The sequence below is a fragment of the Xanthomonas bonasiae genome, assembly GCF_014836395.1.
In the GTDB taxonomy this organism is placed as follows: domain Bacteria; phylum Pseudomonadota; class Gammaproteobacteria; order Xanthomonadales; family Xanthomonadaceae; genus Xanthomonas_A; species Xanthomonas_A bonasiae.
Genome location: NZ_JACSQX010000003.1, coordinates 346523 through 370921, shown reverse-complemented (window position 1 = coordinate 370921; position 24399 = coordinate 346523). Strand labels below are relative to the sequence as shown.

20 protein-coding genes are annotated in these 24399 nt (G+C 70.5%); 10 read left to right on the top strand and 10 right to left on the bottom strand.

The window, feature by feature from the left end; all coding sequences use genetic code 11:
• Window positions 1–204 precede the first annotated feature (204 nt).
• Together gloA2 and H9658_RS06540 are read right to left on the bottom strand one after the other, a co-directional pair.
• Window positions 205–600 (bottom strand): SMU1112c/YaeR family gloxylase I-like metalloprotein, encoded by a 396-nt coding sequence (gene gloA2 / locus H9658_RS06545; RefSeq protein ID WP_191824772.1) that lies wholly within the window; start codon window positions 598–600, stop codon window positions 205–207.
• Window positions 597–962, bottom strand: coding sequence for a VOC family protein (locus H9658_RS06540; RefSeq protein WP_191824771.1), 366 nt, complete (start codon window positions 960–962; stop codon window positions 597–599). Before H9658_RS06540 ends, gloA2 begins: the two co-directional genes overlap by 4 nt.
• 225 nt (window positions 963–1187) lie before the next feature.
• On the opposite strand from H9658_RS06540, the gene mmuM reads away from it, so the two are divergent.
• Window positions 1188–2141, top strand: coding sequence for a homocysteine S-methyltransferase (mmuM, locus tag H9658_RS06535; protein ID WP_191824770.1), 954 nt, complete (start codon window positions 1188–1190; stop codon window positions 2139–2141).
• Window positions 2142–2306: 165 nt separating this feature from the next.
• Here mmuM and H9658_RS06530 read toward each other — a convergent pair whose 3' ends face one another.
• The 3 genes from H9658_RS06530 to H9658_RS06520 all read right to left on the bottom strand — a co-directional run bounded on the left by H9658_RS06530 (window position 2307) and on the right by H9658_RS06520 (window position 5934).
• Window positions 2307–4178: a DUF885 domain-containing protein gene (locus H9658_RS06530; protein WP_191824769.1), complete on the bottom strand. Its 1872-nt coding sequence runs from the start codon at window positions 4176–4178 to the stop codon at window positions 2307–2309.
• A 294-nt stretch (window positions 4179–4472) separates the two neighbouring features.
• Window positions 4473–5246, bottom strand: a complete 774-nt coding sequence (locus tag H9658_RS06525) for a queuosine precursor transporter (protein ID WP_179563771.1) — start codon at window positions 5244–5246, stop codon at window positions 4473–4475.
• A 10-nt stretch (window positions 5247–5256) separates the two neighbouring features.
• The gene (locus H9658_RS06520; protein ID WP_179563772.1) at window positions 5257–5934 is read right to left on the bottom strand and encodes a DUF502 domain-containing protein; all 678 of its coding nucleotides are present in this window, start codon (window positions 5932–5934) and stop codon (window positions 5257–5259) included.
• A gap of 129 nt (window positions 5935–6063) precedes the next feature.
• Here H9658_RS06520 and H9658_RS06515 point away from each other — a divergent pair, with 129 nt between their 5' ends.
• Window positions 6064–7356, top strand: coding sequence for a hypothetical protein (locus H9658_RS06515; RefSeq protein ID WP_318241187.1), 1293 nt, complete (start codon window positions 6064–6066; stop codon window positions 7354–7356).
• Between the two features lie 234 nt (window positions 7357–7590).
• Here H9658_RS06515 and H9658_RS06510 read toward each other — a convergent pair whose 3' ends face one another.
• The 4 genes from H9658_RS06510 to trxA all read right to left on the bottom strand — a co-directional run bounded on the left by H9658_RS06510 (window position 7591) and on the right by trxA (window position 12596).
• On the bottom strand, window positions 7591–8040 hold the full coding sequence (locus H9658_RS06510; protein ID WP_179563773.1) for a DUF4442 domain-containing protein: 450 nt from the start codon (window positions 8038–8040) through the stop codon (window positions 7591–7593).
• A 203-nt stretch (window positions 8041–8243) separates the two neighbouring features.
• Window positions 8244–9893 carry a CHASE2 domain-containing protein gene (locus tag H9658_RS06505; RefSeq protein ID WP_191824855.1) on the bottom strand — a complete coding sequence of 550 codons (1650 nt, stop codon included), beginning with the start codon at window positions 9891–9893 and terminating at the stop codon, window positions 8244–8246.
• Complete coding sequence (locus H9658_RS06500) at window positions 9890–11500, bottom strand: FecR domain-containing protein (protein WP_191824768.1); 1611 nt, start codon at window positions 11498–11500, stop codon at window positions 9890–9892. The genes H9658_RS06505 and H9658_RS06500 overlap by 4 nt, the downstream gene beginning before the upstream one ends.
• Before the next feature lie 232 nt (window positions 11501–11732).
• Entirely contained in the window at window positions 11733–12596 is an 864-nt protein-coding gene (trxA, locus tag H9658_RS06495) for a thioredoxin (RefSeq protein ID WP_191824767.1), read from the bottom strand.
• A gap of 210 nt (window positions 12597–12806) precedes the next feature.
• Here trxA and H9658_RS06490 point away from each other — a divergent pair, with 210 nt between their 5' ends.
• From H9658_RS06490 to rlmH, 8 genes are all read left to right on the top strand, one after another.
• Window positions 12807–13430 (top strand): DUF998 domain-containing protein, encoded by a 624-nt coding sequence (locus H9658_RS06490; RefSeq protein ID WP_191824848.1) that lies wholly within the window; start codon window positions 12807–12809, stop codon window positions 13428–13430.
• A 266-nt stretch (window positions 13431–13696) separates the two neighbouring features.
• The gene (gene leuS, locus H9658_RS06485) at window positions 13697–16339 is read left to right on the top strand and encodes a leucine--tRNA ligase (protein WP_191824766.1); all 2643 of its coding nucleotides are present in this window, start codon (window positions 13697–13699) and stop codon (window positions 16337–16339) included.
• Between the two features lie 151 nt (window positions 16340–16490).
• The gene (locus H9658_RS06480) at window positions 16491–17093 is read left to right on the top strand and encodes an LPS-assembly lipoprotein LptE (RefSeq protein ID WP_191824765.1); all 603 of its coding nucleotides are present in this window, start codon (window positions 16491–16493) and stop codon (window positions 17091–17093) included.
• Between the two features lie 86 nt (window positions 17094–17179).
• Window positions 17180–18214, top strand: a complete 1035-nt coding sequence (gene holA / locus H9658_RS06475; RefSeq protein WP_191824764.1) for a DNA polymerase III subunit delta — start codon at window positions 17180–17182, stop codon at window positions 18212–18214.
• Between the two features lie 50 nt (window positions 18215–18264).
• Window positions 18265–19011, top strand: a complete 747-nt coding sequence (nadD, locus tag H9658_RS06470) for a nicotinate-nucleotide adenylyltransferase (protein WP_318241186.1) — start codon at window positions 18265–18267, stop codon at window positions 19009–19011.
• 59 nt (window positions 19012–19070) lie between these two features.
• Entirely contained in the window at window positions 19071–19484 is a 414-nt protein-coding gene (gene rsfS / locus H9658_RS06465; RefSeq protein ID WP_179563780.1) for a ribosome silencing factor, read from the top strand.
• On the top strand, window positions 19477–20643 hold the full coding sequence (locus tag H9658_RS06460) for a J domain-containing protein (protein WP_191824762.1): 1167 nt from the start codon (window positions 19477–19479) through the stop codon (window positions 20641–20643). The genes rsfS and H9658_RS06460 overlap by 8 nt, the downstream gene beginning before the upstream one ends.
• Window positions 20644–20821: 178 nt before the next feature.
• Entirely contained in the window at window positions 20822–21292 is a 471-nt protein-coding gene (gene rlmH, locus H9658_RS06455) for a 23S rRNA (pseudouridine(1915)-N(3))-methyltransferase RlmH (RefSeq protein WP_053834912.1), read from the top strand.
• 172 nt (window positions 21293–21464) lie between these two features.
• Here rlmH and H9658_RS06450 read toward each other — a convergent pair whose 3' ends face one another.
• Window positions 21465–24179 (bottom strand): TonB-dependent receptor, encoded by a 2715-nt coding sequence (locus H9658_RS06450; protein WP_318241185.1) that lies wholly within the window; start codon window positions 24177–24179, stop codon window positions 21465–21467.
• Window positions 24180–24399: the final 220 nt, after the last annotated feature.

Here is a 24399-nt window from a genome sequence, read left to right as displayed (position 1 = left end):
CCGACCTGGAGCCGACTGTATACCCAAGCGTATGGTGCTGGGAATCGCCGGACGCGGGCGGTTCAGCGAGTCGGCAGCGCTCTTAGGGTCCGGCAGTGGAAGCCGGGCTGCTTGGTCGCGGCGCCCCGGGGTCGTTTGCGTAACGTGCGACGCGAACGCAGCGCGCTAGGAGTACGCAGTCCAATTGACGTGGGCTTGCGTCGCTTACGCGATCTCGTACAGCTCCAGCGGCAGGTCGTCCGGGTCGGCGAAGAAGGTGAAGCGGCGCCCGGTGTATTCGTCGATGCGGATCGGCTCGGTCACCACGCCGTGCGCCTGCAGATGGGCGACGGCGGCGTCCAGGTCGGCCACGCGCAGCGCCAGGTGGCGCAGGCCGCAGGCTTCCGGACGGCTGGGCCGCGGCGGTGGCGCGGGGAACGAGAACAGTTCGATCTGGGTGCCGTCGGGCAGGGCCAGGTCCAGCTTCCAGGAGTCGCGCGCGTCGCGGTAGACCTCGGCGATCACGCGCAGGCCGAGGATGCGGCAGTAGAAATCCTTCGAGCGGGCGTAGTCGGAGGCGATGATCGCCACGTGGTGCACGCCGCGCAGGGTCAGGCTCATCGGCACAGCGCCTGGCCGAACTGCAGCAGGTGGCCGTCCGCATCGTGGATCGCGAACTCGCGCATGCCGTAGGCGAAGTCCTCGAGCGGATAGGCGATGCGCGCGCGCGGCTGCAGCCGCTGCCACCAGGCGTCGACGTCGTCGGTGCGGAAGTACAGCGAGCCGGGAAAACCGGCTACGGCGGTCTCGGTGGTAGCCTGCTGCGCGGCCAGCATCAGCGCCAGCGACCCATGTCGCAGCGAGGCCCAGCCGGCGTCCGCGCCACCGCTGTCGAGACGGAACTCCAGCGTGTCGGTGTAGAACGCCAGCGCCGCGGCAAGGTCGGCGCTGCGCAGCATCGGCGTCAACGCGGTGAACGTCATGCGCTGTTCCGGCAAGGAAGGAAGAGGGTCGGCCATGCGCCGAGCATAGCGCAGCGTCAGGTGTGAGTCTGTGCGATGCGTGGCGCGGGATATGCGTTCGCATACGGCGGCGGTGCCGTCCGCTGCGTGTGCGCAAATGGCGGTGCGCGCGACCGCACACATTCCGCGCAGCGGCCACCGCCTGACACAATGGCGGCATCACGTTTCGCCGGCGAGGACGCGAGCATGCCGCACAACCCGTTGACCGCGCTGCTGGCCGACGACCGCTGCATCGTGCTCGACGGCGCACTGGCCACCGAGCTGGAGGCGCGCGGTTGCGACCTCGGCGATGCGCTGTGGTCGGCCAAGATGCTGCTCGAGCAGCCGCAGCTGATCCGCCAGGTGCACCTGGACTATTTCGAAGCCGGCGCGCAATGCGCGATCACCGCCAGCTATCAGGCCACGCCGCTGGGGTTCGCCGCGCGCGGCATCGATCCGGTGCAGTCGCGGCGGCTGATCGTGCTGAGCGCGCAGCTGGCGCTGCAGGCACGCGACGTGCATCGGGCCGCGCATCCCGAGGCCGGCCCACTGCTGGTCGCCGGCTCGGTGGGGCCGTATGGCGCCTATCTGGCCGACGGTTCGGAATACCGCGGCGACTATGCGCTGCCGCAGGCGCAGATGCTGGACTTCCACCGCCCGCGCATCGCCGCGCTGGTCGACGCGGGCGTGGACCTGCTGGCCTGCGAGACGCAGCCGTCGGCGGCGGAGGTCGCTGCGCTGCTGGCGTTGCTGCAGGAGTTTCCGCAGGGCAGGGCGTGGTTTTCGTTCACCCTGCGCGATGCCATGCACCTCAGCGACGGCACGCCGCTGCGCGAGGTGGCGGCGCTGCTCGATGGCCATCCGCAAGTGGTCGCGCTCGGCGTCAACTGCATCGCGCCGGCGCTGTGCACCCCGGCGCTGCAGCATCTGGCGACGCTGACCCGGTTGCCGCTGGTGGCGTATCCGAACTCCGGCGAGCGCTACGACGCCGCTGGCAAGCGCTGGGATGGCGACGGCGGCGATGCCTGCGGTCTGGCCGGCCGTGTCGATGCCTGGCGCGCTGCCGGCGCGCGCCTGATCGGCGGCTGTTGCCGCACCACGCCGCGCGTTATCGCGCAGCTGGCGCAGCGGTTGCGCGCGAACGCGTTGCAGGGTGGTTGATTCGGCGAACCTGTAGGCGCTGTACCGACGTCGGCTCTGGGGAGCAACGCAGGCTGCCCCGACGCGCCGGGAGTCCACTGTAGGAGGGGCTTCAGCCCCGACCGCTTTTACCGGCAAGGCCCGGTCGGGGCCGAGGCCCCTCCCATACGAGCCGGGCCGCGTCGCTCAACCCTTCTTGCTCGCCACCCAGCGTTCGATCTTCTCCTGCAGCACGTCCAGCGGTACCGAGCCGTCCTTCAGGATCTCGGCGTGGAACTCGCGGATGTCGAACTTGGCGCCGAGCTGGGTGCGGGCGTATTCGCGCAGCTGCAGGATCTTCATCTCGCCGATCTTGTAGGACAGCGCCTGCCCGGGGATGGCCATGTAGCGCTCGGCCTCGGCTTCGGCATCGGTGCGGCTGGTGGCCGAGTTCTCGAGCATGTAGTCGATCACCTGTTCGCGGGTCCAGCCCTTGCTGTGCAGGCCGGTATCCACCACCAGGCGGATCGCCCGCCACAATTCGTTCTGCAGGTAGCCGAAGTAGTTGTACGGATCCTGGTACAGGCCCAGCTCCTTGCCCAGCGATTCCGTGTACAGGCCCCAGCCTTCGATGTAGGCGGTCTCGCCGCCGAAGCGGCGGAACTTGGGCAGGTTGCTCAGCTCCTGCTGCAGGCCGAGCTGGAAGTGATGGCCGGGGATGGCCTCGTGCAGATACAGGTCTTCCGCGTCCCAGGTCTTGCGGCTGGGCAGGTCGTAGGTGTTGACGTAGAAGATGCCGGGGCGCGTGCCGTCTTCGCTGGGCCGCATGTACGAGCCGCTGGCCGCCGACTGCGCGCGGTACGGCTCCACCGGGCGGATCTCGAACGCCGCCTTCGGCTTCAGCGCGAACAGGCGCGGCACCGCCACGTCCACCCGCGTCTCCAGGCCGCGGTAGTAGTTCAGCAGTTCGTCTTCGCTCTTGAAGGTGAAGCGCTTGTCGCTCTGCATGAACTTGAAGAACTTCGGCATCGAGCCGCGGAACTTCACCTGCTTCATCACCACCTGGATCTGCGCCTGGATGCGCGCGACCTCGTCCAGGCCGATCTGGTGGATCTGTGCCGGGCTCAGGTCGGTGGTGGTGCTCTGGCGCACGTTGTACGCGTACCAGTCCGCGCCGCCGGGCAGCGCGCCGACGCCGGCGGTGCTGCGCGTGGCCGGCAGGTATTCGGTGGCGATGAAGCCGCGCAGCGCGCGGTAGGCCGGCATGATCCGGTATTCGATCAGGCGCTTGTAGTCGGCGGTGATGCGCTGCTTGTCGGCCTCAGGCATGTCCGCCGGCAGGTTGCGCACCGGACCCCAGAACAGGCTCTCTTCGGCGGTGGGCTTGATGATCGCGTCCAGCTGCGGCAGCACCTTTTCCATCAAGGCGCGCGGCTGCACCACGCCGGCCTTCATGCCGTCGCGCATGTTGGCGATGGCCTGGTCGAACAGGGCGGGAATGCCGAGCGCGCGCCGCGACCAGTTGTCGTAGTCCTTGACCGTGCGGAACGGCTGCGCACCGGTGCCCGAGCCGAGCATCACCATGATGCTGCCGACGTTGTAGAACTGGTTCACCGGCTGCATCCAGCTCGGGTACTTCTCCGCTTCCAGCGCAGTGCGCGCATCGCTGACGAAGATCTCGTAGCTGAGCAGGTCCTGTCCGCTCAGCCCGTCCTTGCCGATCGCCTCGGCCTTGCCCAGCCACAGCACGGTGAAGTCGTGCGACTGCTGGCGGAACGCCGGCGACAGAAAGTTGGGCAACTGGTCGTTGTAGCGGCTGTCGCCCTGGAACGTGGCCTGCAGCGGATTGAGCTTCAGTGACGCTTCCCAGTAGTCGTCGTACAGGCGGTTGAGCTGCTCGGCCTTGCTGCGCACCACCGGCGCCGGTGCCGGTCGCGCCTTCTTGGCCTTGCTGCGGGTCTGCACGGTCTGCTGTTTCTTGACGGCCTTCTTCTTGGCCGCGTCCGCCGGTGCGGCCAGCGACAGGCTCAGGACGGCGGCGATGGCGAGCGACAGCAGGCGGGGAAAGCTGGGCGGCATTGCGGGCTCCAACGACAAGCGAGCACGGGAGCTTGCCCGATCCGCACCGTGGAGGCCACCCACCGCCGCGCGCGCGGTCAGGAAAAACCCGGGAAGCCAGAGGGCAGGTGCGGCCGGGGCGGCGGGTGCGCATGGCGCGCGCGACCCAGGCGGGGCGGTTGTCTTCGGCGTTTGCGCCGGCCGTGCATGGGCGAGAAGACGGCCGCGCCAACGGTGCGACGGCCGTGCGAATACGGGATGCATCCGGGCGCGCGGATCCGCTCGTTGCCGCGCCGGCGCGGCCGATCCGCGCACTCAGTCGGCCGCGGCTTCCTCGCGCAACTGCTCGGCGCGTTCGGGGCTCAGGTAGTCGGTGATCAGCCGCCGCATCAGGTACAGCAGCGGGATCAGCAGTACCGCCAGCAGCATCTTGCAGATGTAGTTGAGCGTGCTCACCGCCAGGAACAGCGGGATCGACCAGTGCTGCGGGCCGAGCACGAAGGCGATGTAGATGACCACGAAGCTGTCGATCAGCTGCGACACCGCGGTGGAGCCAGTGGCGCGCAGCCACACGTGCTTTTCGCCGGTGACGTTGCGGATGCGGTGGAACACCGCCACGTCGATCAGCTGCCCGGCCAGGAACGCGACCAGCGAGCCGGCGATGGTCCACAGGCCCTGGCCGAACACCGCCGCGAACGCGGCCTGGTAGTCCGGCACGCCCTGGTGTTGCGCCGCGCCGACCCAGAACCCGGCCGGCGCCAGCGCGATCGCCGCGAACGCGAACAGGAAGCCGTAGCCGATCAGCGCCACCGCCAGCCAGGAGATGAAGCGCACCCCGCGGCGGCCGAAGAACTCGTTGATGGTGTCGGTGAGGATGAACACCAGCGGCCACAGCAGCGTGCCCGCGGTGAAGTTCATCGAGCCGGTCTGGCCGAACAGGTTCCAGTTCAGCGGCGCGATGCCCAGGGTGTCTTCCAGCGCGAAGATCTTGACCCCGATGAATTCGGCGAGCGCGGCATTGACGCAGAAGAACGCGGCCAGGCCGATGAACAGGCGAACGGCGCGATCGTCGAGCGTGCCGTTGCGCATGCGTCTTCCCTCAGCGGTCCATGGTGCGGGTGAACGGCACGCTGTCCGGCGCCACGGCGCCGCCGGAGATGATGAAGCTCATCGCCTGGTCCACGCTCCAGTCGGTGGGAGTCAGCAGCTCCACCGGCACGATTTCCAGGTAGCCGGAGGTGGGGTTCGGCGTGGTCGGCACGTACACCGCGGCCAGCTCGCGGCCGGTGCCCTGTTCCTTGATCACCCGGGTCACCAGGCCCACCGACTTCATGTCGCGGTGCGGGAAGTCGATCAGCACCACGCGCTGGGTGCTGCCGGGCTGGGTCTGCAGGATGTCCAGCAACTTGCGCGCGCTGTCGTAGACCACGCTGGCCAGCGGGATGCGGCGCATGACCGCCTCGAACCAGCGCAGCAGGCGTTGCCCGATCACCCGCCGGCTGAGGATGCCGACCAGCAGGATCACCGCCAGGGTGGCGACCAGCGCGATGGTGTTCTGCACCCACAGCGCGGTGGCCCAGCCCATCTCGTGCGGGAACGAGGCGGCGATGCGCGCCGACAGCGGCACCACCCACGGGCTGCTGATGCCCGACAGCAGCACGAACACGAACTTGACCACGACCCAGGTCAGCCAGATCGGCAGCAGGGTCAGCAGGCCGGTGAAGAACAGCCGTTGCAGGGACGGGCGGGGGTGCGGAGCGGGGGTATCGGGCGACATCCGCCTAGTGTAGCGGCGCGCTGCGCCTGCCGCTGCGCCCGACGGCTAAGATGGCGCACTCCGTGCAGGTGCGATTGGGGAAGCGGCGTGGCAAGGATCGGCAGGTGGATCGGGGGAGGGCTCGGCGCGGTGCTGCTGCTGGCCGTGGCGCTGTATCTGGCATCGAGGTTGTGGCCGGTGCCGGCGGCGCAGCGCGCTGCGCTGGCGCAGCTGCGGCAACCGCCGCCGCCGCTGCAGGGGCCGAACCTGTTCGTCGACCTGTGGCTGCTGCCTTACGCCATTCCGCCGGCACAGCGACAGGCGGTGCTCGACGAAGACTTGCGCAGGTTCCGCCAGGGCCTGGCCGGGCAGCCGTTGCGCAGTGCGGCCAGTGATTATCCGCGCACGCCGGACTGGCCGTCCGAGCGCGTGCCGCGTTGCAGTTGGAACGCCGACGATTGCCTGGCCAAGGTGCGTGCGCGGCCGCGGGACTATGCGCAGGCGCTGGCCACGCAGGATGCCTTGCTGGCGCGCATGCCGGTGCCGACGGCGGTATCGGGCTATCGCACGCCATTCCCGGCGCACCAGGAAGGGGCGCTGCCTGCGTTCTCGGTGCTGCAGACGCCGCAGATGCGCCGGGCTCTGGATTTCGTCGAGGGCCGGACCGATCCGGCCCTGGCCGGAGTCTGCAACGACGCCAGTGTGGCGCGGGTCTTGCTGCGCGGTGGCGACAACGTGCTGACGACGACGATCGGGGCGGCGATGTTGCGCGGCAATGCGCGCCTGTTCGCCGCCATGCTCGCCGAGCTGCCCGCGCAGCAGGCGCTGCCGGCGCAGTGCGCGCAGGCCTTCGCGCCGCTGTCGGTCGACGAGGTCAGCCTATGCCGGCCGATGCACGGCGAGGCGCAGGCGCTGTTCGCGGCGCTGGACGAACTCGACCGCACGCGCGCTGCGCCGCGCCGGCGCTGGTACGAATCGATGGGCTTGACGCTCTTGTTCGACCGCGCGCGTAGCGAGGCGCTGGTCGCACCGGCGTACACCCGGTTGTGCGCGTCCGATGTGCGCGCCAGCCTGCGCGAAGACCGGCGCCTGGCACCGGCGCAGATGACCGCATGGGTGGGCTCGCCGTTCGCCTGCCTGGCCAATCAGTTCGGATGCGCGATGGTGAGCTTGCCGCCGTCCACCGTCGCCGGCGGTCCGCAATGGAGGCTGCAGGATACCGCTGCGGCGATGCGGCTGACCTCGGCATTGCTGTGGCTGCGCGCGCATCCCGGCACGCAGCCGCTGCCGCAGCGCTTGGCAGCGCTACCGCCCGAGTTGCGCGGGGAGCAGCGGCCGCTACAGGCGACAGCCGACGGGCAGGGCGTGCAGGTGGCGCTGTATGCCGACAGCGAGGGCGATGCGCTGCGCTTGCCGTCGCCGGGCAGCAGGCTGCGGCCCTGACGCGCTGCGTGCCGGCGCGGGAGCGGATGGTCCGGCGCTCGCGCCGTGAGTTCTTCGCAGGCACGGCATGCCGGCCATGCCGGTTACTGCCCCTGGGCAGGAGCGGTGCAACCGCGACGAACGAAGCAGGGTGCAGCATCGGGCTGAAGCCTTTCCTGCGAGGCCAGGGCCGCCGCTCAGGCAGCGTCGCGCGTTCGCGCGCATCCCGGCGCTGACGCCATCGGCGTCGAACGGCTACCGCGCCGGCTTGCGCTTGACGTACAACTGCTTGCGCGTGCGCGCCACCACCTCGCCCTGGGCGTCGAGGATCTCGTTGTCGAACCAGCGCAGGTATTTGTCGCCGCCGGCGGTGGCGGTGCGCAGTTCGTCGAGCAGCGCGTCGTCCAGGCGGAACTGCGCGCTCACCGTGCCGCGCCCCGGGCGCACGAACTCGATGCTGCCGGCCTTGTCCCAGACGTAGTAGGCGCTGCCCAGGTTTTGCATCGCCAGCAGCATCCAGAACGGATCGGTCATCGCGAACAGGCTGCCGCCGAAATGGGTGCCGACGTAGTTGCGGTTCCACGGCCGCATGCGCAGCTCGACCCGCGCGTAGCGGTAGTCCGGGCTCAGCTCCACCAGGTGGATACCGGCGAACAGGAACGGCGGCCACAGGTTCAGGCCAAAGCGGAACAGCGAAGCGTTCATGACGGGGGGAGGCGGGACGAAGCGGCGAGCTTACCATTCGCATGGGTATGGTGTGCCGGGGTCTTCGGCATCCGTGGGTGCGGCCGCCCACGGTTTTGCAACGTGACACGTTCGCGGCCGGCGGCGTCGCGCCGTCGCGTATCGCCCGTCGGCTCCGCTGTTGTTGCTTGCCGCGTGCACGCCGAACCGCGGAGTGGGCTATTTCATCGCTGTGCCGGACGCTGTCCGGGCGTGCTGCAGGCATAGCCGTCGCGGCCGGCGGTCTTGGCCCGGTACAGCGCCGCGTCGGCCTGGGCGAAGAAGTCGCGTTGGCGGGTATCCGCATCGACCGTGGTGCTGTGCACGCCGAGGGTGGCGGTGATCGGCACCGGGCCCTGTGGTCCGGGCACAGTCAGCTGGCGGATGTCCTCGAGCAGCGCTTCGGCGATCTGGCGCGCATCGTCCAGCGCGGTGTTGGGCAGGATCATCGCGAACTCGTCGCCGCCGAAGCGCGCGGCCACGTCGTGCGCACGCCGCGCATGACGTGCGACCGCCGCGGCGACCAGGGTCAGCGCGCGGTCGCCGCTGTGGTGGCCGAGGGCGTCGTTGTAGCGCTTGAAATGATCGACGTCGACCACGATCAGGGTCAGCGGCTTGCCGCTGCGCTGCGCCATCGCCAGTTCCTGATGGAAGGCGAGTTCGAAGCTGTGGCGGTTGGCCAGCCCGGTGAGTCCATCGCGATGGGCCTGGCGCCGCCAGTGCGCGATGCGCAGGCCGAGCCAGCAGGCCGACACCAGCGTCACTGCCGCCAGGCATGCGGTCGGCGCGAACCAGCGGCCGGTGGTCAGCGCGTACAGCAGGCTGCCGGCCACGATCAAGGCCAGCATCACCGGCAAGGCCAGCCACGGCCAGCGCCGCTGGCGGACCGAATAGGTCATGCCGAGCACGGCGAGCAGGGCCAGCAGCGCCGAGGTGGCGATTTGCTGGTTCTTCGACAAGGGCGTGATCGCATGTCCGCCGAGCAGCATCGCGGCCACGTTGGCCTGATATTCGGCGCCGTTCATCCAGCTTTCGTGCGACATCGGAGTCAGGAAGCGCTGGCCCAGGCCGGTGGCGCCGACGCCCACGATCACCCGCCGGCCGCGCAGCGCTTGCGCCGGCACACGACCTTCCAGCACGTCGACGTAGGACAGTTGCGGGAAGCTGCCGGGCGGCCCGGCGTAGCGGACCCCGACGTAGTCGTCGCGATGCCAGCGATACGGCATCGCGTCCGCTTGTCCGGCATCCGATGCCAGGCCGGGCCACGGCGGGGCGAGGCCGGCCAGGGCCACGCCCAGGGCCGGCCAGTGCGTATTGCCCAGGCCGGCGCGCAGGTAGATGCCGCGCGACACGCCGTCGGCATCGATCTCGATGTCGGTATGTGCCAGCCCGGCCGCGGCGCGGCCGATGGCCGGCACCGGCAGCAGTTCCTGCGGCATCTCGCCGGCGTCGGTGCTGCTGGTGGTCACCGGCAGCACGGTGTTGCCGTTGCGGCGCAGCGCCGCGGCCAGCCGCGCATCGTTGTCCGGGTCGGCCTGGTCGGGTTCGCTCAGCACCAGGTCCAGCGCCACGCGCTTGACGCCGGCCGCGCTCAGCCGGTCGAGCAGTCGCGCGTGGGTGCTGCGCGGCCACGGCCACTGCCCGAGCGCCTGCAGGCTGCGGTCGTCGACCAGCACCAGCACCACCGTGGAATCGGGCGTGTAGCGCCAGTGCGTCACCAGCGTGTCGTAGAGCGTGTTGTCCAGCCGCCACAGGCCGTCGGACAGGCCGAGCGCGGCGGCCAGCAGTGCCGCCGCCGCGGCCGCAAGCCAGCGTAGCGGCGTGGGCGCCTTCACAGCAGCAACCACAACAGCAGCGCGCCGGCACCGCCGCCCAGATAGCAGCCGCGGCACGGCAGCGAGATCGCCTGGGTCGGCGAGAACGGCGCCGCGTAGCCGTCGTCGTCCACCTCCTGCACGCGCACGTACCAGGTGCCGCCGCGCGGACGCGGCAGCGAGATCTGCGGGGTGTCGAGGGTGCGGTCGAGCAGCAGCGGCGCGGCGAAGTCCGGCGTGCGCGCGATCTGCACGTGGTAGCGCTGGCCCGGCTCGCCGGCCTGCCAGCGCAGCGTCAGCTGGCCCTTGGCCGCTTCCGGCGGCTGCAGCGACGGGTCCAGCGGCGCGTCGCTGATCCGCAGCAGCAGCGGTTGTCCGAACGGGCCCTGGCGCCCCTGCGCATCGCGCGAGGCCACGCGCCAGAAGTATTCGCCGGGAGGCAACTGCACCGGCGCGCGCAGCCGGGTGGCGTCGGTCGCGCGCTCGAACAGCAGCTCGCTGAACTGGGCATCGCGCGCCAGCTGCAGCACGGTGGCGGTGGCATCGGTGCTGCGGGTCCATTCGAAGCGCGGATGCGGCGTGCGCAATTGCTGCTGCTGCAAGGGTTGCAGCGTCAGCGGCGGCAGCGGCGTGGCCCACACCTGCAGCGGCCGTTCGGCGTCCTCGCCTTCCACGCCGGTGGCGGCGATGCCGCGTACCAGCAACAGCAGGCGGCCGGCGGGCAGGTCGTCCAGGGCGATCTGCGCCTGCGTGGTCTGGCGCGCGAAGCGCAGCACTTGGCGGCGCTCGGCATCCACCGCTTCGACCCGGTACGCGGCCGCGCCCGGCAGCGGTTGCCAGGCCAGCAGATACGGCGCGCGGTCGAGGCGGCTGCGCGACTCGTCGAGCGCCGGCGCGGGAAGCAACTGTTCCTGCAGCGGCGAGGCGTCGGCGGCCATGCGCGAGGCCTCGCCGGGATGCAGCACCTGCCGGCCGTGGGTATTGCCGACCTGCACGACGCCGTGCAGCACCTCGGTGGCGGCCAACTGGCCGTCGCCGCCGGCGGCGGCGCGGAAGCGGGTGCCGCGCACGCTGCTGGTGCCGGCCGGGGTCTGGATGATGTAGCGCGACGCCGGGCCCTGGGCCGGGACCACTTCGTTGCTGGCGCGGCCCTGTTCCAGCCGCACGCGGGTATCGACCATGCCGGTGGCGCCGTAGCGGGCGAGTTGGTCGAAGCGCACGCGGCTGTTCTCGCGCACCTGCATCTGCGAACCGTCGGCGAACTGCACGGTCACGCTGGCCTCGGCCTCGGTCTGCAATGCGCTGCCGATCGGCAGCAGCATGCCCTCATGGACCGGTGCCGGCGCCGCGCCGATGCCGCGCACGCTGGCCATGCCGCGCAGCGCGATCACCCGCGCCGGCGCCGGTTGCACCCGCAGCCAGGCGATCGGGAAGCGCAACGGCTGCCCCGGCGGCAGCGCATAGGGGTCGGACACGCCGTTGTGCCGGCCCAGGCGCTGCCAGTCCAGGCCGGGCTTGAGGTAAAGGTCGCTGAGTTGCCACAGGGTGTCGCCAGGGCGGACGCGATAGATCCAATCCTGGGCCGCGGCCGGAGGCGCGGCGGTCAGCACCGCGCAGGCCAGCAGCAAGGAGAGCAGCCGCCAGACGGGCAGGGGCAGGGGCAGGGCACGGCGGGAGGGGGTGCGGTTCTGGCTGCTCAACATCTCGCCCTGGCAAGGACCGGGTGCGCGACGCCGGACGGGCCGGGCCTGTGGATTTCCCCTGGTCGTGATGTCGCGGAGGGAGCCGGACCACTCGTCCCGCCACTGGGTGGCCGAACCGCGGGATCATCGCCAACCGATCCCGTCCGTGACATGAATCTCAGAATAGCAGCGCCGACATCTTGCGCCGGTAGCGGCCGACCAGGTCCTCGTCCTCGATCACCCGGAACGCGTCGATCAGCGACTTCCTGGGCAGGCCGTCCTCGAAGCTGCGGTCCTGGCGCAGCATCTCCAGGAACTGCTCCAGCGCCGCTTCGTCCTCGCCGCCGACCAGGCGCTGCACGCCGAGCAGGTAGCGCGACTTCAGGTCGGCCGGGTCCTGCGCGATCGCCGCCTGCAGGGTCTGCACCGGCGGCGCCGCCTGCAACGCGCTGACGAAGCCCAGCCGCGCCCGCGCGCGCACCGCGCGCTCGTCGGTGGCCAGGTTGGCCGGCAGCGCGTCGATCAACGCCTCGGCTTCGCTGGCCGCACCGGTCTTCACCAGCGCCAGCGCCAGGTCCAGCTTCAGTTCGTCCTTGTCCGGCTCGGCGGCCACCGCGTCGCGCAGGCGCAGCACCTCGGCCTGCGGGTCCAGCGGCGCCGCGGGGGCGTCGTCCTGGACCTCGGCCGGCGCCGGCAGCGGCGCGATGCCGTGCTGGGTCAGGAACTCGCGCAGCTGGCCTTCGGGCATGGCGCCGGGGAAGCCGTCGACCAGTTGCCCGTCCTTGACCAGGAACACGGTCGGCACCGAGCGGATCTGGAACGCGGCAGCGATCTGCTGCTCCTGGTCCACATCGACCTTGGCCAGCTCGAACGCGCCGTGGTACTCGGCGGCCAGCTTCTCCAGGATCGGGCTCAGGGTCTTGCACGGGCCGCACCAGGGCGCCCAGAAGTCCACCAGCACGGGGGTCTGCAGCGATTTCTGCAGCACTTCCGCTTCGAAGGTCTCGGTCTTGGCGTCGAAAACGTGGGGCATGTCGGACATGGGGGGCATCGTGGCTGGCGAAGAATGATGGGTTCTATGGTGGCAGACCGGCGGCGACGCAAGGGCGCGCAGGCCGGCGATGGCCTCCACGCCGGCGCCGCGGCGATCGCGACCGTGCCGGGCACGCAGGGTGCCAGCCGCGGCCGCAGCGGCGACAATGGGCGCTTGGCGCGCCGCGGTGGCGTGGCGGCGCAGGTGCCCGGAGACACGATGGCCAACCGATACGATCAGGCGCTGCGCTATGCAGGGCCGTTGCTGGCGCTGGCTGCCGTGGCCGCGGTGGTCGGCTTCGGACGGGCGCTGCCGGGCTACCTGCCGTGGTCGCATCCGGTCGCGCTGCTCGGCGCCAGCGGCATCCCCCATGCCTGGGCCTTCGACCTGCTGGCCTTCGTGCTGCCCGGGGCGCTGGCGGTGGCGCTGGCGCTGCGCCTGCTGCAGCGCAGTGGCCGTGGCGCGCCCTGGTCGCTGCGCGTCGGCGGCCAGTTGCTGCTGCTGGCCGGGCTGGCCTTCGCCGGCATGGGCCTGCTGCCGCTGGATCCGGCCGACCTGGAATCGCGCGCCACCCAGTTGCATGCCAGCGCCTGGCTGCTGTGGGTGGTGGCGCTGGTGGCGGCGGCCAGCCTGCTGGCCGTCGGCGCCTGGCGCCAGCCCGGCGCGCGCGGCTGGGCACGGGCCGCGCTGGCGGTGGCGCTGCTGGCCGCGCTCGGCGCGTTCGCACTGGACGCGCTGCTGTCGGCGGCGGTGGCGCAGCGGCTGGTGTTCGCGCTGTGGTGGGCCTGGCTGGCGCTGCTGGCCTGCTGGCCCGGCCCGCAGGCGCTGCCGCGCCGCGGCTGAAACCGTCGCCGCCGCGCAATCGGCGCCGTCCCGCAGCGCATCGAACCGGCCTGGCGCGAGGCCGTTGCGCGGTCCACCCGCCGCGCCGGCCGGCGCGGTCAGCGTGGTTTTCCCCGTATCCGACGCACTGGCAGCGATGCGCGTCGGGCTCGCCGGCCCGGGCGCGGGCGAGCGCCGCCGGCACCGCTCGTCGCCACGATTGGAGCCGCCTGCTGCGCTGCGGTACCCTTGCCTGCTTTGTTGCCGCCTGGCCCTTGCCCGTTTCCATGTCCGCCGTCGAGCCCACCGCCTACGACCCGCAGCAGGTCGAATCGTCCGCCCAGCAGTTCTGGGACGCCACCCGCGCCTTCGAGGTCAACGAGACCTCCGACAAGCCCAAGTTCTACTGCCTGTCGATGCTGCCGTATCCCTCCGGTGCGCTGCACATGGGCCACGTGCGCAACTACACGATCGGCGACGTGATCAGCCGCTACCAGCGCATGAACGGCAAGAACGTGCTGCAGCCGATGGGCTGGGACGCGTTCGGCCTGCCGGCCGAGAACGCCGCGATCAAGAACAAGACCGCGCCGGCGAAGTGGACCTACGCCAACATCGAACACATGCGCAGCCAGCTGAAGTCGCTGGGCTATGCGATCGACTGGTCGCGCGAATTCGCCACCTGCCGTCCCGAGTACTACGTGCACGAGCAGCGCATGTTCACCCGGCTGATGCGCAAGGGCCTGGCCTATCGCCGCAATGCGGTGGTGAACTGGGATCCGGTCGACCAGACCGTGCTGGCCAACGAGCAGGTCATCGACGGCCGCGGCTGGCGCTCCGGCGCGCTGGTGGAGAAGCGCGAGATCCCGCAGTGGTTCCTGCGCATCACCGACTACGCGCAGGAGTTGCTGGACGGCCTGGACCAGCTGCCGGGCTGGCCGGAATCGGTCAAGACCATGCAGCGCAACTGGATCGGCCGTTCCGAAGGCCTGGAGATCCAGTTCGAGGTGCGCGACGCCGACGGCGCGGCGCTGGATCCGCTGCGCGTGTTCACCACGCGCCCGGACACGCTGATGGGGGTGACCTTCGTCTCCATCGCCAGCGAACATCCGCTGGCGCTGCACGCGGCCAGGTCCAATCCGCAGCTGGCCGCATTGCTGGCCGAGCTGAAGCAGGGCGGCGTGTCCGAGGCGGAACTGGAGACCCAGGAAAAGCGCGGCATGGACACCGGCCTGGTGGCGGTGCATCCGATCAGCGGCGAGCAGGTCCCGGTGTGGGTCGCCAATTTCGTGCTGATGGGCTACGGCACCGGTGCGGTGATGGCGGTGCCCGGCCACGACCAGCGCGACTTCGAGTTCGCCAACAAGTACGCGCTGCCGATCCGCCAGGTGATCGCGCTGACGGCGCCGAAGAACGACGAGGAGCGCACTTGGGAGTCGAGCGTCTGGCGCGACTGGTACACCGACAAGACCCGCGAGTTCGAACTGGTCAACTCGGCCGAGTTCGACGGCCTGGACTACCACGGCGCGTTCGAGGCGCTGGCCGAGCGCTTCGAGCGCAAGGGCCAGGGCCAGCGCCGCATCAACTACCGCCTGCGCGACTGGGGCGTCAGCCGCCAGCGCTACTGGGGCTGCCCGATCCCGGTGATCTATTGCGCCAGCTGCGGCGCGGTGCCGGTGCCGGAAGACCAGCTGCCGGTGCTGCTGCCGGAGAACGTGGCGCTGAGCGGCACCGGTTCGCCGCTGAAGACCGATCCGGAATGGCGCAAGACCACCTGCCCGCAGTGCGGCGCGGCGGCCGAGCGCGAGACCGACACCTTCGACACCTTCATGGAGTCGAGCTGGTACTACGCGCGCTACACCTCGCCCGGCGCCAAGGACATGGTCGACAAGCGCGGCAACTACTGGCTGCCGGTGGACCAGTACATCGGCGGCATCGAGCACGCGATCCTGCACCTGATGTATTTCCGCTTCTTCCACAAGCTGCTGCGCGACGCGCGCCTGGTGGACAGCGACGAGCCGGCGACCAACCTGCTGACCCAGGGCATGGTGATCGCCGAGACCTACTACCGCGACACCGGCGACGGCGCCAAGGACTGGATCAACCCGGCCGACGTGGACGTGCAGCGCGACGAGCGCGGCCGCATCGTCGGCGCGACCCTGATCGCCGACGGCGCGCCGGTGCAGATCGGCGGCACCGAGAAGATGTCCAAGTCCAAGAACAACGGCGTGGACCCGCAGGCGATGGTCGGCAAGTACGGCGCCGACACGGTGCGCCTGTTCTCGATGTTCGCCGCGCCGCCGGAGCAGTCGCTGGAGTGGAACGAGGCCGGCGTGGACGGCATGGCGCGGTTCCTGCGCCGGCTGTGGGCGCAGGTCCACAAGCATGTCGCCGACGGTGCCGCCCCGGCGCTGGATGCGGCCGCGCTGGGCGCCGAGCACAAGGCGCTGCGGCGCAAGACCCACGAGACCATCGGCAAGGTCGCCGACGATTACGGCCGCCGCCACAGCTTCAACACCGCCATCGCCGCGGTGATGGAGCTGACCAATGCGCTGGCCAAGTTCGACGACGCCGGCGACCAGGGCCGCGCGGTGCGCCAGGAAGCGCTGGAAGCGGCGGTGCTGCTGCTCAACCCGATCACCCCGCATGCCAGCCACGCGTTGTGGCAGGCGCTGGGACATGCGCCGACGCTGCTGGAAGACCTGCCGTTCCCGCAGCCGGACCCGGCCGCGCTGGTGCGCGACGCGCTGACCCTGGCGGTGCAGGTCAACGGCAAGCTGCGCGGCACCATCGAGGTCGCGGCCGACGCCCCGCGCGAGCAGATCGAGGCGCTGGCCCAGGCCGAGCCGAACACCGCCAAGTTCCTGGAAGGCCTGAGCATCCGCAAGATCATCATCGTGCCGGGCAAGATCGTGAACCTGGTGGCGGCGTGAACCGCGCCGCCGCGGTCGCACGCGTTGCCGCGGCGCCAGCGGCGGCGGCGCCGTCGGCGCGCGCTTCGGCACGTCTCAACCCTCGTTCACGCGGCATCGGGCAGGCTAGCCGCCTGTTGCCGCGCCCAGCCGGCTCCTCCAGACTGTGTCCATGACCCGACTCCTGCTCGCCCTCGTCCTCGCGACGACCCTGACCGCCTGCGGTTTCCATCTGCGCGACAAGCTGACCCTGCCGGCCGGCACGCCCTCGGTGAAGGTGGTCTCCTCGGCGCCGTACAGCGAGCTGGTGAAGCTGCTCGAACGCGGCCTGCGCGCCGCCGGCGCGGAGATCGCGCCGAAAGAGGTCAACACCGGCGTGGCGCGCCTGGAAGTGCTGTCCGAGCGCTGGGGCGACCTGCCGATCGCGCTCGATGCCGAAGGCCGTGCCCAGGAATACAGCCTGCGCTATGCGGCGATCTTCGTGTTCCGCCGCGCCGACGGCAGCGTGCTGGTGCCGCAGCAGGTGATCGAGCTGTCGCGCGACTACGTGTCGCCGCCGACCGACGCCACCGGCACCACCACCGAGCGCGAGATCCTCGCCGACGAACTGCGCCGCGAGATGTCGGCCTCGATGCTGCGCCGGATCGACAGCGTGGTGCGCGCCGAAGTGCGCAACGGCAAGAACGTCAACGAGGCGCCGCCCGCCGCCACCGGCACGCCGGTCGAAGGCAAGCCGGCCACCGGCACGCCGCCGGCGACCTCGCCGCAGCCTTGATCCGCCGGCCACCGCCCGCCGCCCGCCGCTCGCCCGTAGCGGGCGATCCGCTGGCGGCGCGCAGCGACAGGCCCTAGGCTGCCGCCATGGAATTGCGTCCCGAACAGCTCGTCACCCAGCCGGCCGCGCAGCCGCTGCATCCGGTCTACCTGATCGCCGGCCCGGAAACCCTGCGCGTGCTCGAGGCCGCCGACGCGGTGCGTGCGCGTGCGCGCGCCGAAGGCATCGGCGAGCGCGAGGTGTTCGACGCCGATGGCCGCGATTTCGACTGGAGCCAGCTGTATTCCAGTTTCAATGCGCCGAGCCTGTTCAGCCCGCGCCGGCTGATCGAACTGCGCTTGCCCAGCGGCAAGCCCGGCAAGGAAGGCGGCGAGGTGATCAGCGCGTTCTGCGCCGACCCGCCGCCGGACGTGGTGCTGCTGATCACCTGCAACGAATGGAGCAAGGCGCACCAGGGCAAGTGGGCCGACGCGGTCGGCCGGCTCGGGGTGATCGCGGTGGCCTGGGCGATCAAGCCGCACGAACTGGGCGACTGGATCGAGCGCCGCCTGCGCAGCAAGGGCCTGCGCGCCGATGCCGGCGCGGTGCAGCGCCTGGCCGAGCGGGTCGAAGGCAATCTGCTGGCCGCCGCGCAGGAGATCGACAAGCTGGCGTTGCTGGCCGACGGGCAGAGCCTGGACGTGGCGGCAATGGAGTCGCTGGTCGCCGACGCCGCGCGCTACGACGTGTTCCGCCTGGCCGAGGCCACCCTGGCCGGGCAGGCGCCGGTGGTCGGACGCATGCTCGCCGGGCTGCGCGCCGAGGGCGAAGCGGTGGCGGCTCTGCTGCCGATCCTGATCAAGGAACTGCTGCGCACCGCGGCGCTGGCCAAGGTCCAGGCGGTCGGCGGCAACCTGGCCGCGGAGATGAAGGGGCAGGGCATCTGGGAGTCGCGCCAGGCGCCGTTCAAGCGCGCCCTGCAGCGGCATGCCGAACCGCGCCGCTGGGAGCGCTTCGCCGCCGAAGCAGGACGCATCGACCGCATCGCCAAGGGCCGCGCCGACGGCGACGCCTGGATCGCGCTGGAGCGCCTGCTGCTGGCCATCGCCGAGGCGCGGGCGGTGCGGTTGTTGGTGGTATGACGGCCGGGATTGGGGATTCGGGATTCGGGATTGGCAACAGCGGCGATCCCGTGGCGTCGGATGTCCGCGCAGAAGTTGCCGCCGTTGACGAATCCCCAATCCCGAATCCCCAATCCCGGCCTCTCAGCCTGATCTACGGCGGCACCTTCGACCCGATCCACAACGGCCACCTGGCGATCGCGCGGGCGGCGCGCGATGCGTTCGGGGTGCCGGTGCGGCTGATGCCGGCGGCCGATCCGCCGCATCGCGACGCGCCGGGCGCCAATGCCCGGCAGCGCTGCGAGATGCTGGCGCTGGCGATCGACGGCGAAGCCGGGCTGTTGCTCGACCGGCACGAACTGCAGCGTGCGCTGGCGCAGCCGGGCGTGGCCTCGTACAGCATCGACACGGTGCGCGAACTGCGCGCCGAACTCGGCGCCGCCGCGCCGCTGGCGCTGCTGATCGGCGCCGACAGCTTCGTCGGCTTCAACGCCTGGCGCGACTGGCGCAGCCTGCTCGACACGGCGCACCTGGTCGTCGCCGACCGTGCCGGCAGCGGCTGGGAACGCGCCTTGCCGGCCGAACTGGCGCAGGCGGTGGCCGGGCGCTGGGCGGCGTCGCCGCAGGCGCTGGCCGGCGCGCCGGGCGGCCTGTTGTGGTGCCTGCGGCAGCCGCTGCGCAGCGAATCGGCCAGCCAGGTGCGCGAGCGCATCGCCGCCGGCGGCGACTGGGCGGCGCTGGTGCCGGCCGCGGTCGCGGACTACATCCGTGCCGCCGGGCTGTATGCGGCGGCCCTCAGCGGCGCCCGCGCCGACTAGCTGAATACGCGTCTTCGCGTAGTTCCCTATAATTCGCCCATTCCATCGAGTTCGCACCTTTGTCCAGTCAAGCCCACGTCATCAAGACCCAACTGCCCAACCCGCCGCCGTCGCTGCCGGTACTGCTCGCCCACGTCCGCAACGCGCTCGACGAGCTCAAGGCCAAGGACGCGGTGGAAATCGACGTGCGCGGCAAGTCCAGCGTCACCGACTACATGATCGTCGTCTCCGGTACCTCCACCCGCCACGTCAAGTCGATCGCCGACGAAGTGATCAAGCACGCCAAGAAGCTGGACGTGATGCCGCTGGGCGTGGAAGGCGAGCGCGAGGCCGAGTGGGTGCTGGTCGATCTCGGCGACGTGGTGGTGCACGTGATGCTGCCGCGGGTGCGCGAGTTCTATGCGCTGGAGCGGCTGTGGACGGTCGGCGACCAGCCGCCGAGCGACGCGGACGACGACGCGCGCGATGCCTGATCCGACGCCCCGGCGCGACGACGCGCCGGTGGCGGATGCAAGCCCGGGCCTGACCCTGTCGGCCGCATTGCCGGGCGCCGGCAATGCGCTGCGCAGCGCCGCCGGCGAGCGCTTCGACAGCCTGGTGGTGCAGCTGGAGCGCAGCCGCGGCGAACTCGCCGCCTGGCGCGAGGCCTTGCCGCGCTGGCAGCAGCGCTTCCACGAACAGGTGCAGCCCTTGCTGCAGCGGCGCGACCAGTTGCACGTCGAGCGCGTGCTGGCGCTGGATGCGGCGGGCATGGCGCAGAAGCTGGGCAAGAGCGACCGCGCCGCGCTGTCGGCGCAGCTCTGCGCGCTGATCGAGCCGTTGATCGACGAGGTTGGCCTGCATGACCTCAAGCCGCTCTACGACCGCCATGCGGAAACCTCCTACGACGAACGCATCGCCGCCTCGGATGCGGCGCTGCGCGGGTTGATCGCCGCGCATTTCGATGTGGACGCCGATGCCCTGCCGTATCTGGCATCGCCGCAGGCGTTGTTCGAGCGCCTGCAGCAGCGCCGCCGGCAGACCCAGGTCGCGGCGGTCGCACGCAAGGCGAAGAAGGCGCAGCGCGCCGCCTCGGCGGCGCCGGCGCCGGCGTTCGATCCGCAGACCGCGTTGCGCGAGGTGTACCGCAGGCTGGCCGCGGCGCTGCATCCGGACCGCGAGGCCGATCCGTTGCAGCGCGAGCGCAAGACCGCGCTGATGCAACGGCTCAACGCGGCCTATGCCGATGCCGACCTGCTCGGCCTGCTCGAATTGCAGTTGCAGGCCGGCCAGCTCGACGCCGCCGCGCTGGCGGCGATGGCCGAACCCCGCATCGAGCGCTACAACCGCATGCTCGGCGAGCAATTGCAGGCCACCCAGGACGAGCTGCGGCGGATCGATGCCGCGTTCAAGGCCGACTACGCGGTGTTCGGCACGCGCCGGCTCAAGCCGGAGCGCTTGCATGCGGCGATGGCCGAGATCAAGCGCGCGCTGCAGGACGAGATCGACGAACTGGCCGAAGACCTGCGCGAACTGCGGCAGGCGCCGACGCTGCGGCATTGGCTCAAGCGGCAGCACCCGCAGCCGCCGCAAATCTCGCGCGAGGCCATGCTGTTCCAGGCCATGCTGGACGACGCGCAGCGCGACGAGTAGCGCGCTGCAGGCAGGTGGACGTGCGATGGCGGGCGGTCTGCCCATGGCGCGCTATGGGCGCGGCCGGTAAAAGCGGTCGCGGCTGAAGCCGCTCCTACAGGGAGGGCGGTTGGCTCCACGATCAGGGCGCGACAGCCGCGCGCCGATCGCCAGGCCGCGCCGCGGCTATCATGCCCGCATGAAATGCAGACTCATCGCCACCGGCGAACGCGCGCCCGCCTGGGTCGCGCAGGGCTTCGCCGAATACCGCAAGCGCCTGTCGCACTGGCTGCCGCTGGAACTGGTCGAGATCGAACCGGGGTTGCGCGGCAAGGGCCGCGACGCGCAGCGCGCGATCGAGGACGAAGGCCGCCGCGTGCTCGCCGCGCTGCCGAAGAACGCGCTGGTGGTGGCGCTGGACGTCCCCGGCAAGCCGTACAGTTCCGAACAGCTGGCGCAGCGCATGGAACACTGGCGCGGCCAGGGCCGCGACCTGGCGCTGCTGATCGGCGGTCCCGAAGGCCATTCGCCCGAGGTGCTGGCAGTGGCAAGCGAATCCTGGTCGCTGGGTCCGCTGACCCTGCCGCACATGCTGGTGCGGCTGGTGGTGGCCGAACAGCTGTACCGCGCCGCGGCGATGCTGGCCAACCATCCCTACCATCGCGCATGACCGCCAGGCTCGCCTGATTCGCCCCGCGCCTGCACGACGCGCCAGCCGCGCGTCGCCCGCGGCGCCGGCGCGACGCCGGCAACGCAATCGCCACGCGACTTGCGCAGGGTCGGCACAAACAAAAAAGCCCGGGCGCGCGCCCGGGCTCTTCCGTGTATCGCAACGCGTTCGATCAGTTGAACGTGTACTTCGCGCCCACCGTGAAGTAGCGGCCGACCGCGCCGCTGAAGTGCAGCGGGTTGTAGTTGACGCCGCCGTAGGTGGACGGATCCAGCGGCGCGATCCGGTCGAACACGTTCTGCACCGAGGCGTTGAGTTCGAACGCCTCGGTGACGTTCCAGCGGCCGGACAGGTCGAAGGTGGTGAACGAGGCGATCTTCTCGACCGGGCTGCCGTCGGCATAGAACGCCAGGTAGTCGCCGCCGCGGCTGTCCTTGTTCTCGATGCTGGCGATGTAGTTGACCACGCCGCTGACGCTCCAGCTGCCCTGCTTCCAGGTGCTGCCGACGTTGACCCGGTCCTGCGGGGTGCCGATGCAGTTGGTCACGTCGCAGTTGCCGTGGGTGCCGACGTAGTCGTAGGTGGTGTCGCCTTCGGTGCGCTCGAACTTGAGCAGGTGGCTCCATTGCGCGTCCAGCTCCAGCTGGCCCGGACCGATGACGAAGGTCTGGCGGATGTCGGTATCGATGCCGCGCACGCGCGAGGAATTGGCGTTCACGTAATCGGTGTTCACCGCCAGGATGGTGCCGCTGTTGGCCACGCCGCCGATGTCGTTGCTGTCGCGCAGGACGTCGCCGGCGAGGATCGCGTCGCGCGTGTTGCCCTGCGCGATCTCGTTGGTGCGCTTGATTTCCCACGCGTCCACGGTCAGCGAGGTGCTGGCGGTCGGCTGCAGCACGAAGCCCACCGAGTAGCTCTTGGACTCTTCCGGGGTCAGCGCCGAATTGGGGCGGGTGATGATCGCCACCGAGCGCGCGGTGCATTCGTTGGCCGGATCGATCGCACAGCGGATCGGGTCGACCGCATTGGAGAACGCGGCCAGGCCGCCGTCGCCGTTCTCGGCCGGGTTCGGCGCGCGGAAGCCTTCGGCGTAGCTGGCGCGCAGGGCGATCCAGTCGGCCGGCGTCCACTTCACCCCCAGCTTCGGCGTGGCCTTGCTGTCGCCGCTCTCGTACTTGTCGTAGCGCACCGCCGCCGACAGTTCCAGCTGCTCCAGCACCGGCGCCGACAGCTCGGCATAGGCGGCGTAGACGTTCTGGGTGCCGTCGTAGGACGAGTAGCCCAGGCCGATGATGTCGCCGATGTCGGTGTAGGTCTGCGGGGTCAGGCTGTTGCTGGTGCGGCGCCATTCGGTGCCCAGCGCCAGGCCCAGCGGGCCGCCCTGCAGGTCGGCCAGGCTGCGCGAGACGGTGAAGTTGAACATGTCCAAACTGGACTTGGCGCGCGCGCTGATGGTCGGCGAGATGTAGTCGTACAGCGCCTGCGAGTTCAGCCCGGCGTCGTCGCCGATGCGCCAGGTGCCGGCCGGGCAGGCCGGGTTGCCGAGCACGCACCGCACCGCGCTGTAGCGCAGGAAGCCGGTGCGCTTGTTGACCAGGTCGGTGCCCGAATGCAGGTAGGCGGTGTCGTAGCTCCACTCGCCCCAATTGCCCTTGACCCCGGCCAGGAAGCGGTTGAACTCGTTGGTGTTGTCGGTCACCCGCGGGCCCACGTCCCAGGCGCTGTAGCGCAGGCGCGCAGCGTAGGGCAGCGGGTTGTCGGGATGGCCGGCGTAGAGCACGGTGGCGCCGGCGCCGCTGTTGGCATTGACCGGGCCGCCGGGATAGCCCCAGCCGCCGGACACGCCCGACGGGGTGTTGGAGAACACGGTTTCCTTCTTCGAGTAGCCGATCTCGGTGTAGATCTCGCCGCCCTCGCCGAAGGCGAAGCTGGCGCGGCCGAACACGTTGACGTACTTCTCCTCCGGGCTCAGGTCGCGGTATTGCTGGACCGCATCGCCCAGGCAGCCCTGGGCCTGCGCGGTGGCGTCGGTCTGGCCGGGGATGGTGCTGACGCTGGCGCAACCGGGCAAGGCCACCAGTTGCGGCGTGGCCGCGTTGTTGAACACCGAGCCGTTCGGGCCGGCGCCGCCGGCGGTGCCGCCACTGAGATAGGCGCCGGTGATGAACTGTATGTCGGCAGGGTCGTAGCCGTAGCGGCGGATGTCGCCGGTGCCGATCCACTTGCGGTCCTTGCGGTCGCTGATCTTGATCGCGTCGGACTTGCCCACGTCCAGACTGAAGAACGCGTTCCAGCCGTCGTTGGCGAAGTTGCCGGTGCCGGCGGTCAGGGTCGCCTTGCGCGCGTTGCCGTCGCTGTCGCCGGACATGCCGTAGGAGCCGCGCAGGATCGCGCCTTCGAAGTCGCTGCGCAGGATGATGTTGACCACGCCGGCGATGGCGTCGGAGCCGTAGATCGCCGAAGCGCCGTCCTTCAGGATGTCGATCCGCTCGACCGCGTCCAGCGGGATGGTGCTCAGGTCGGTGAACACCTTCTGGCCGTCGTCGGCCAGGCCGTAGGTGGCCATGCGCCGGCCGTTCAACAGCACCAGAGTGGAGCCGGCGCCCAGGCCGCGCAGCGAGATGCCGGCACCGCCGCCGGCGAAGCCGTTGCCGAAGCTCTTGGGAATCGAACCGGCGCCGTCGGAGGTCAGCGTCTGCAGGTATTCGGCCACCGTGCTCTTGCCGGTACGGTCGATTTCCTGGCGGGTGACCACCTGGACCGGGGACGGGGTCTCGGTGTTGGTGCGGGGGATGTTGGAGCCGGTGACGGTGATGCGGTCGAGGTTGGTGGCCGCTTCTTGTGCGAATGCGGGGGTTGCCGCGGCGGTCGCGAGGGCGCTGCTCACGCACGCGCACAGGACAAGGCGGCGGGTCGCACGCCGTTGCTGCTGGATGTTCACAGTTTCTCTCCTAACTGGAAACGCGAGTTGTACGGCTAAAAATCGCAAGGGCGCCGACCTGTCCCGGTCGGACGCGTGCCATGTACTTGCAGGTATTGTGAAATTTCAGTGAAGCCTGGCGATGCAGCCGTCCCGTCGCGGGGTGTCGCAGCGGGACGGACGCAGC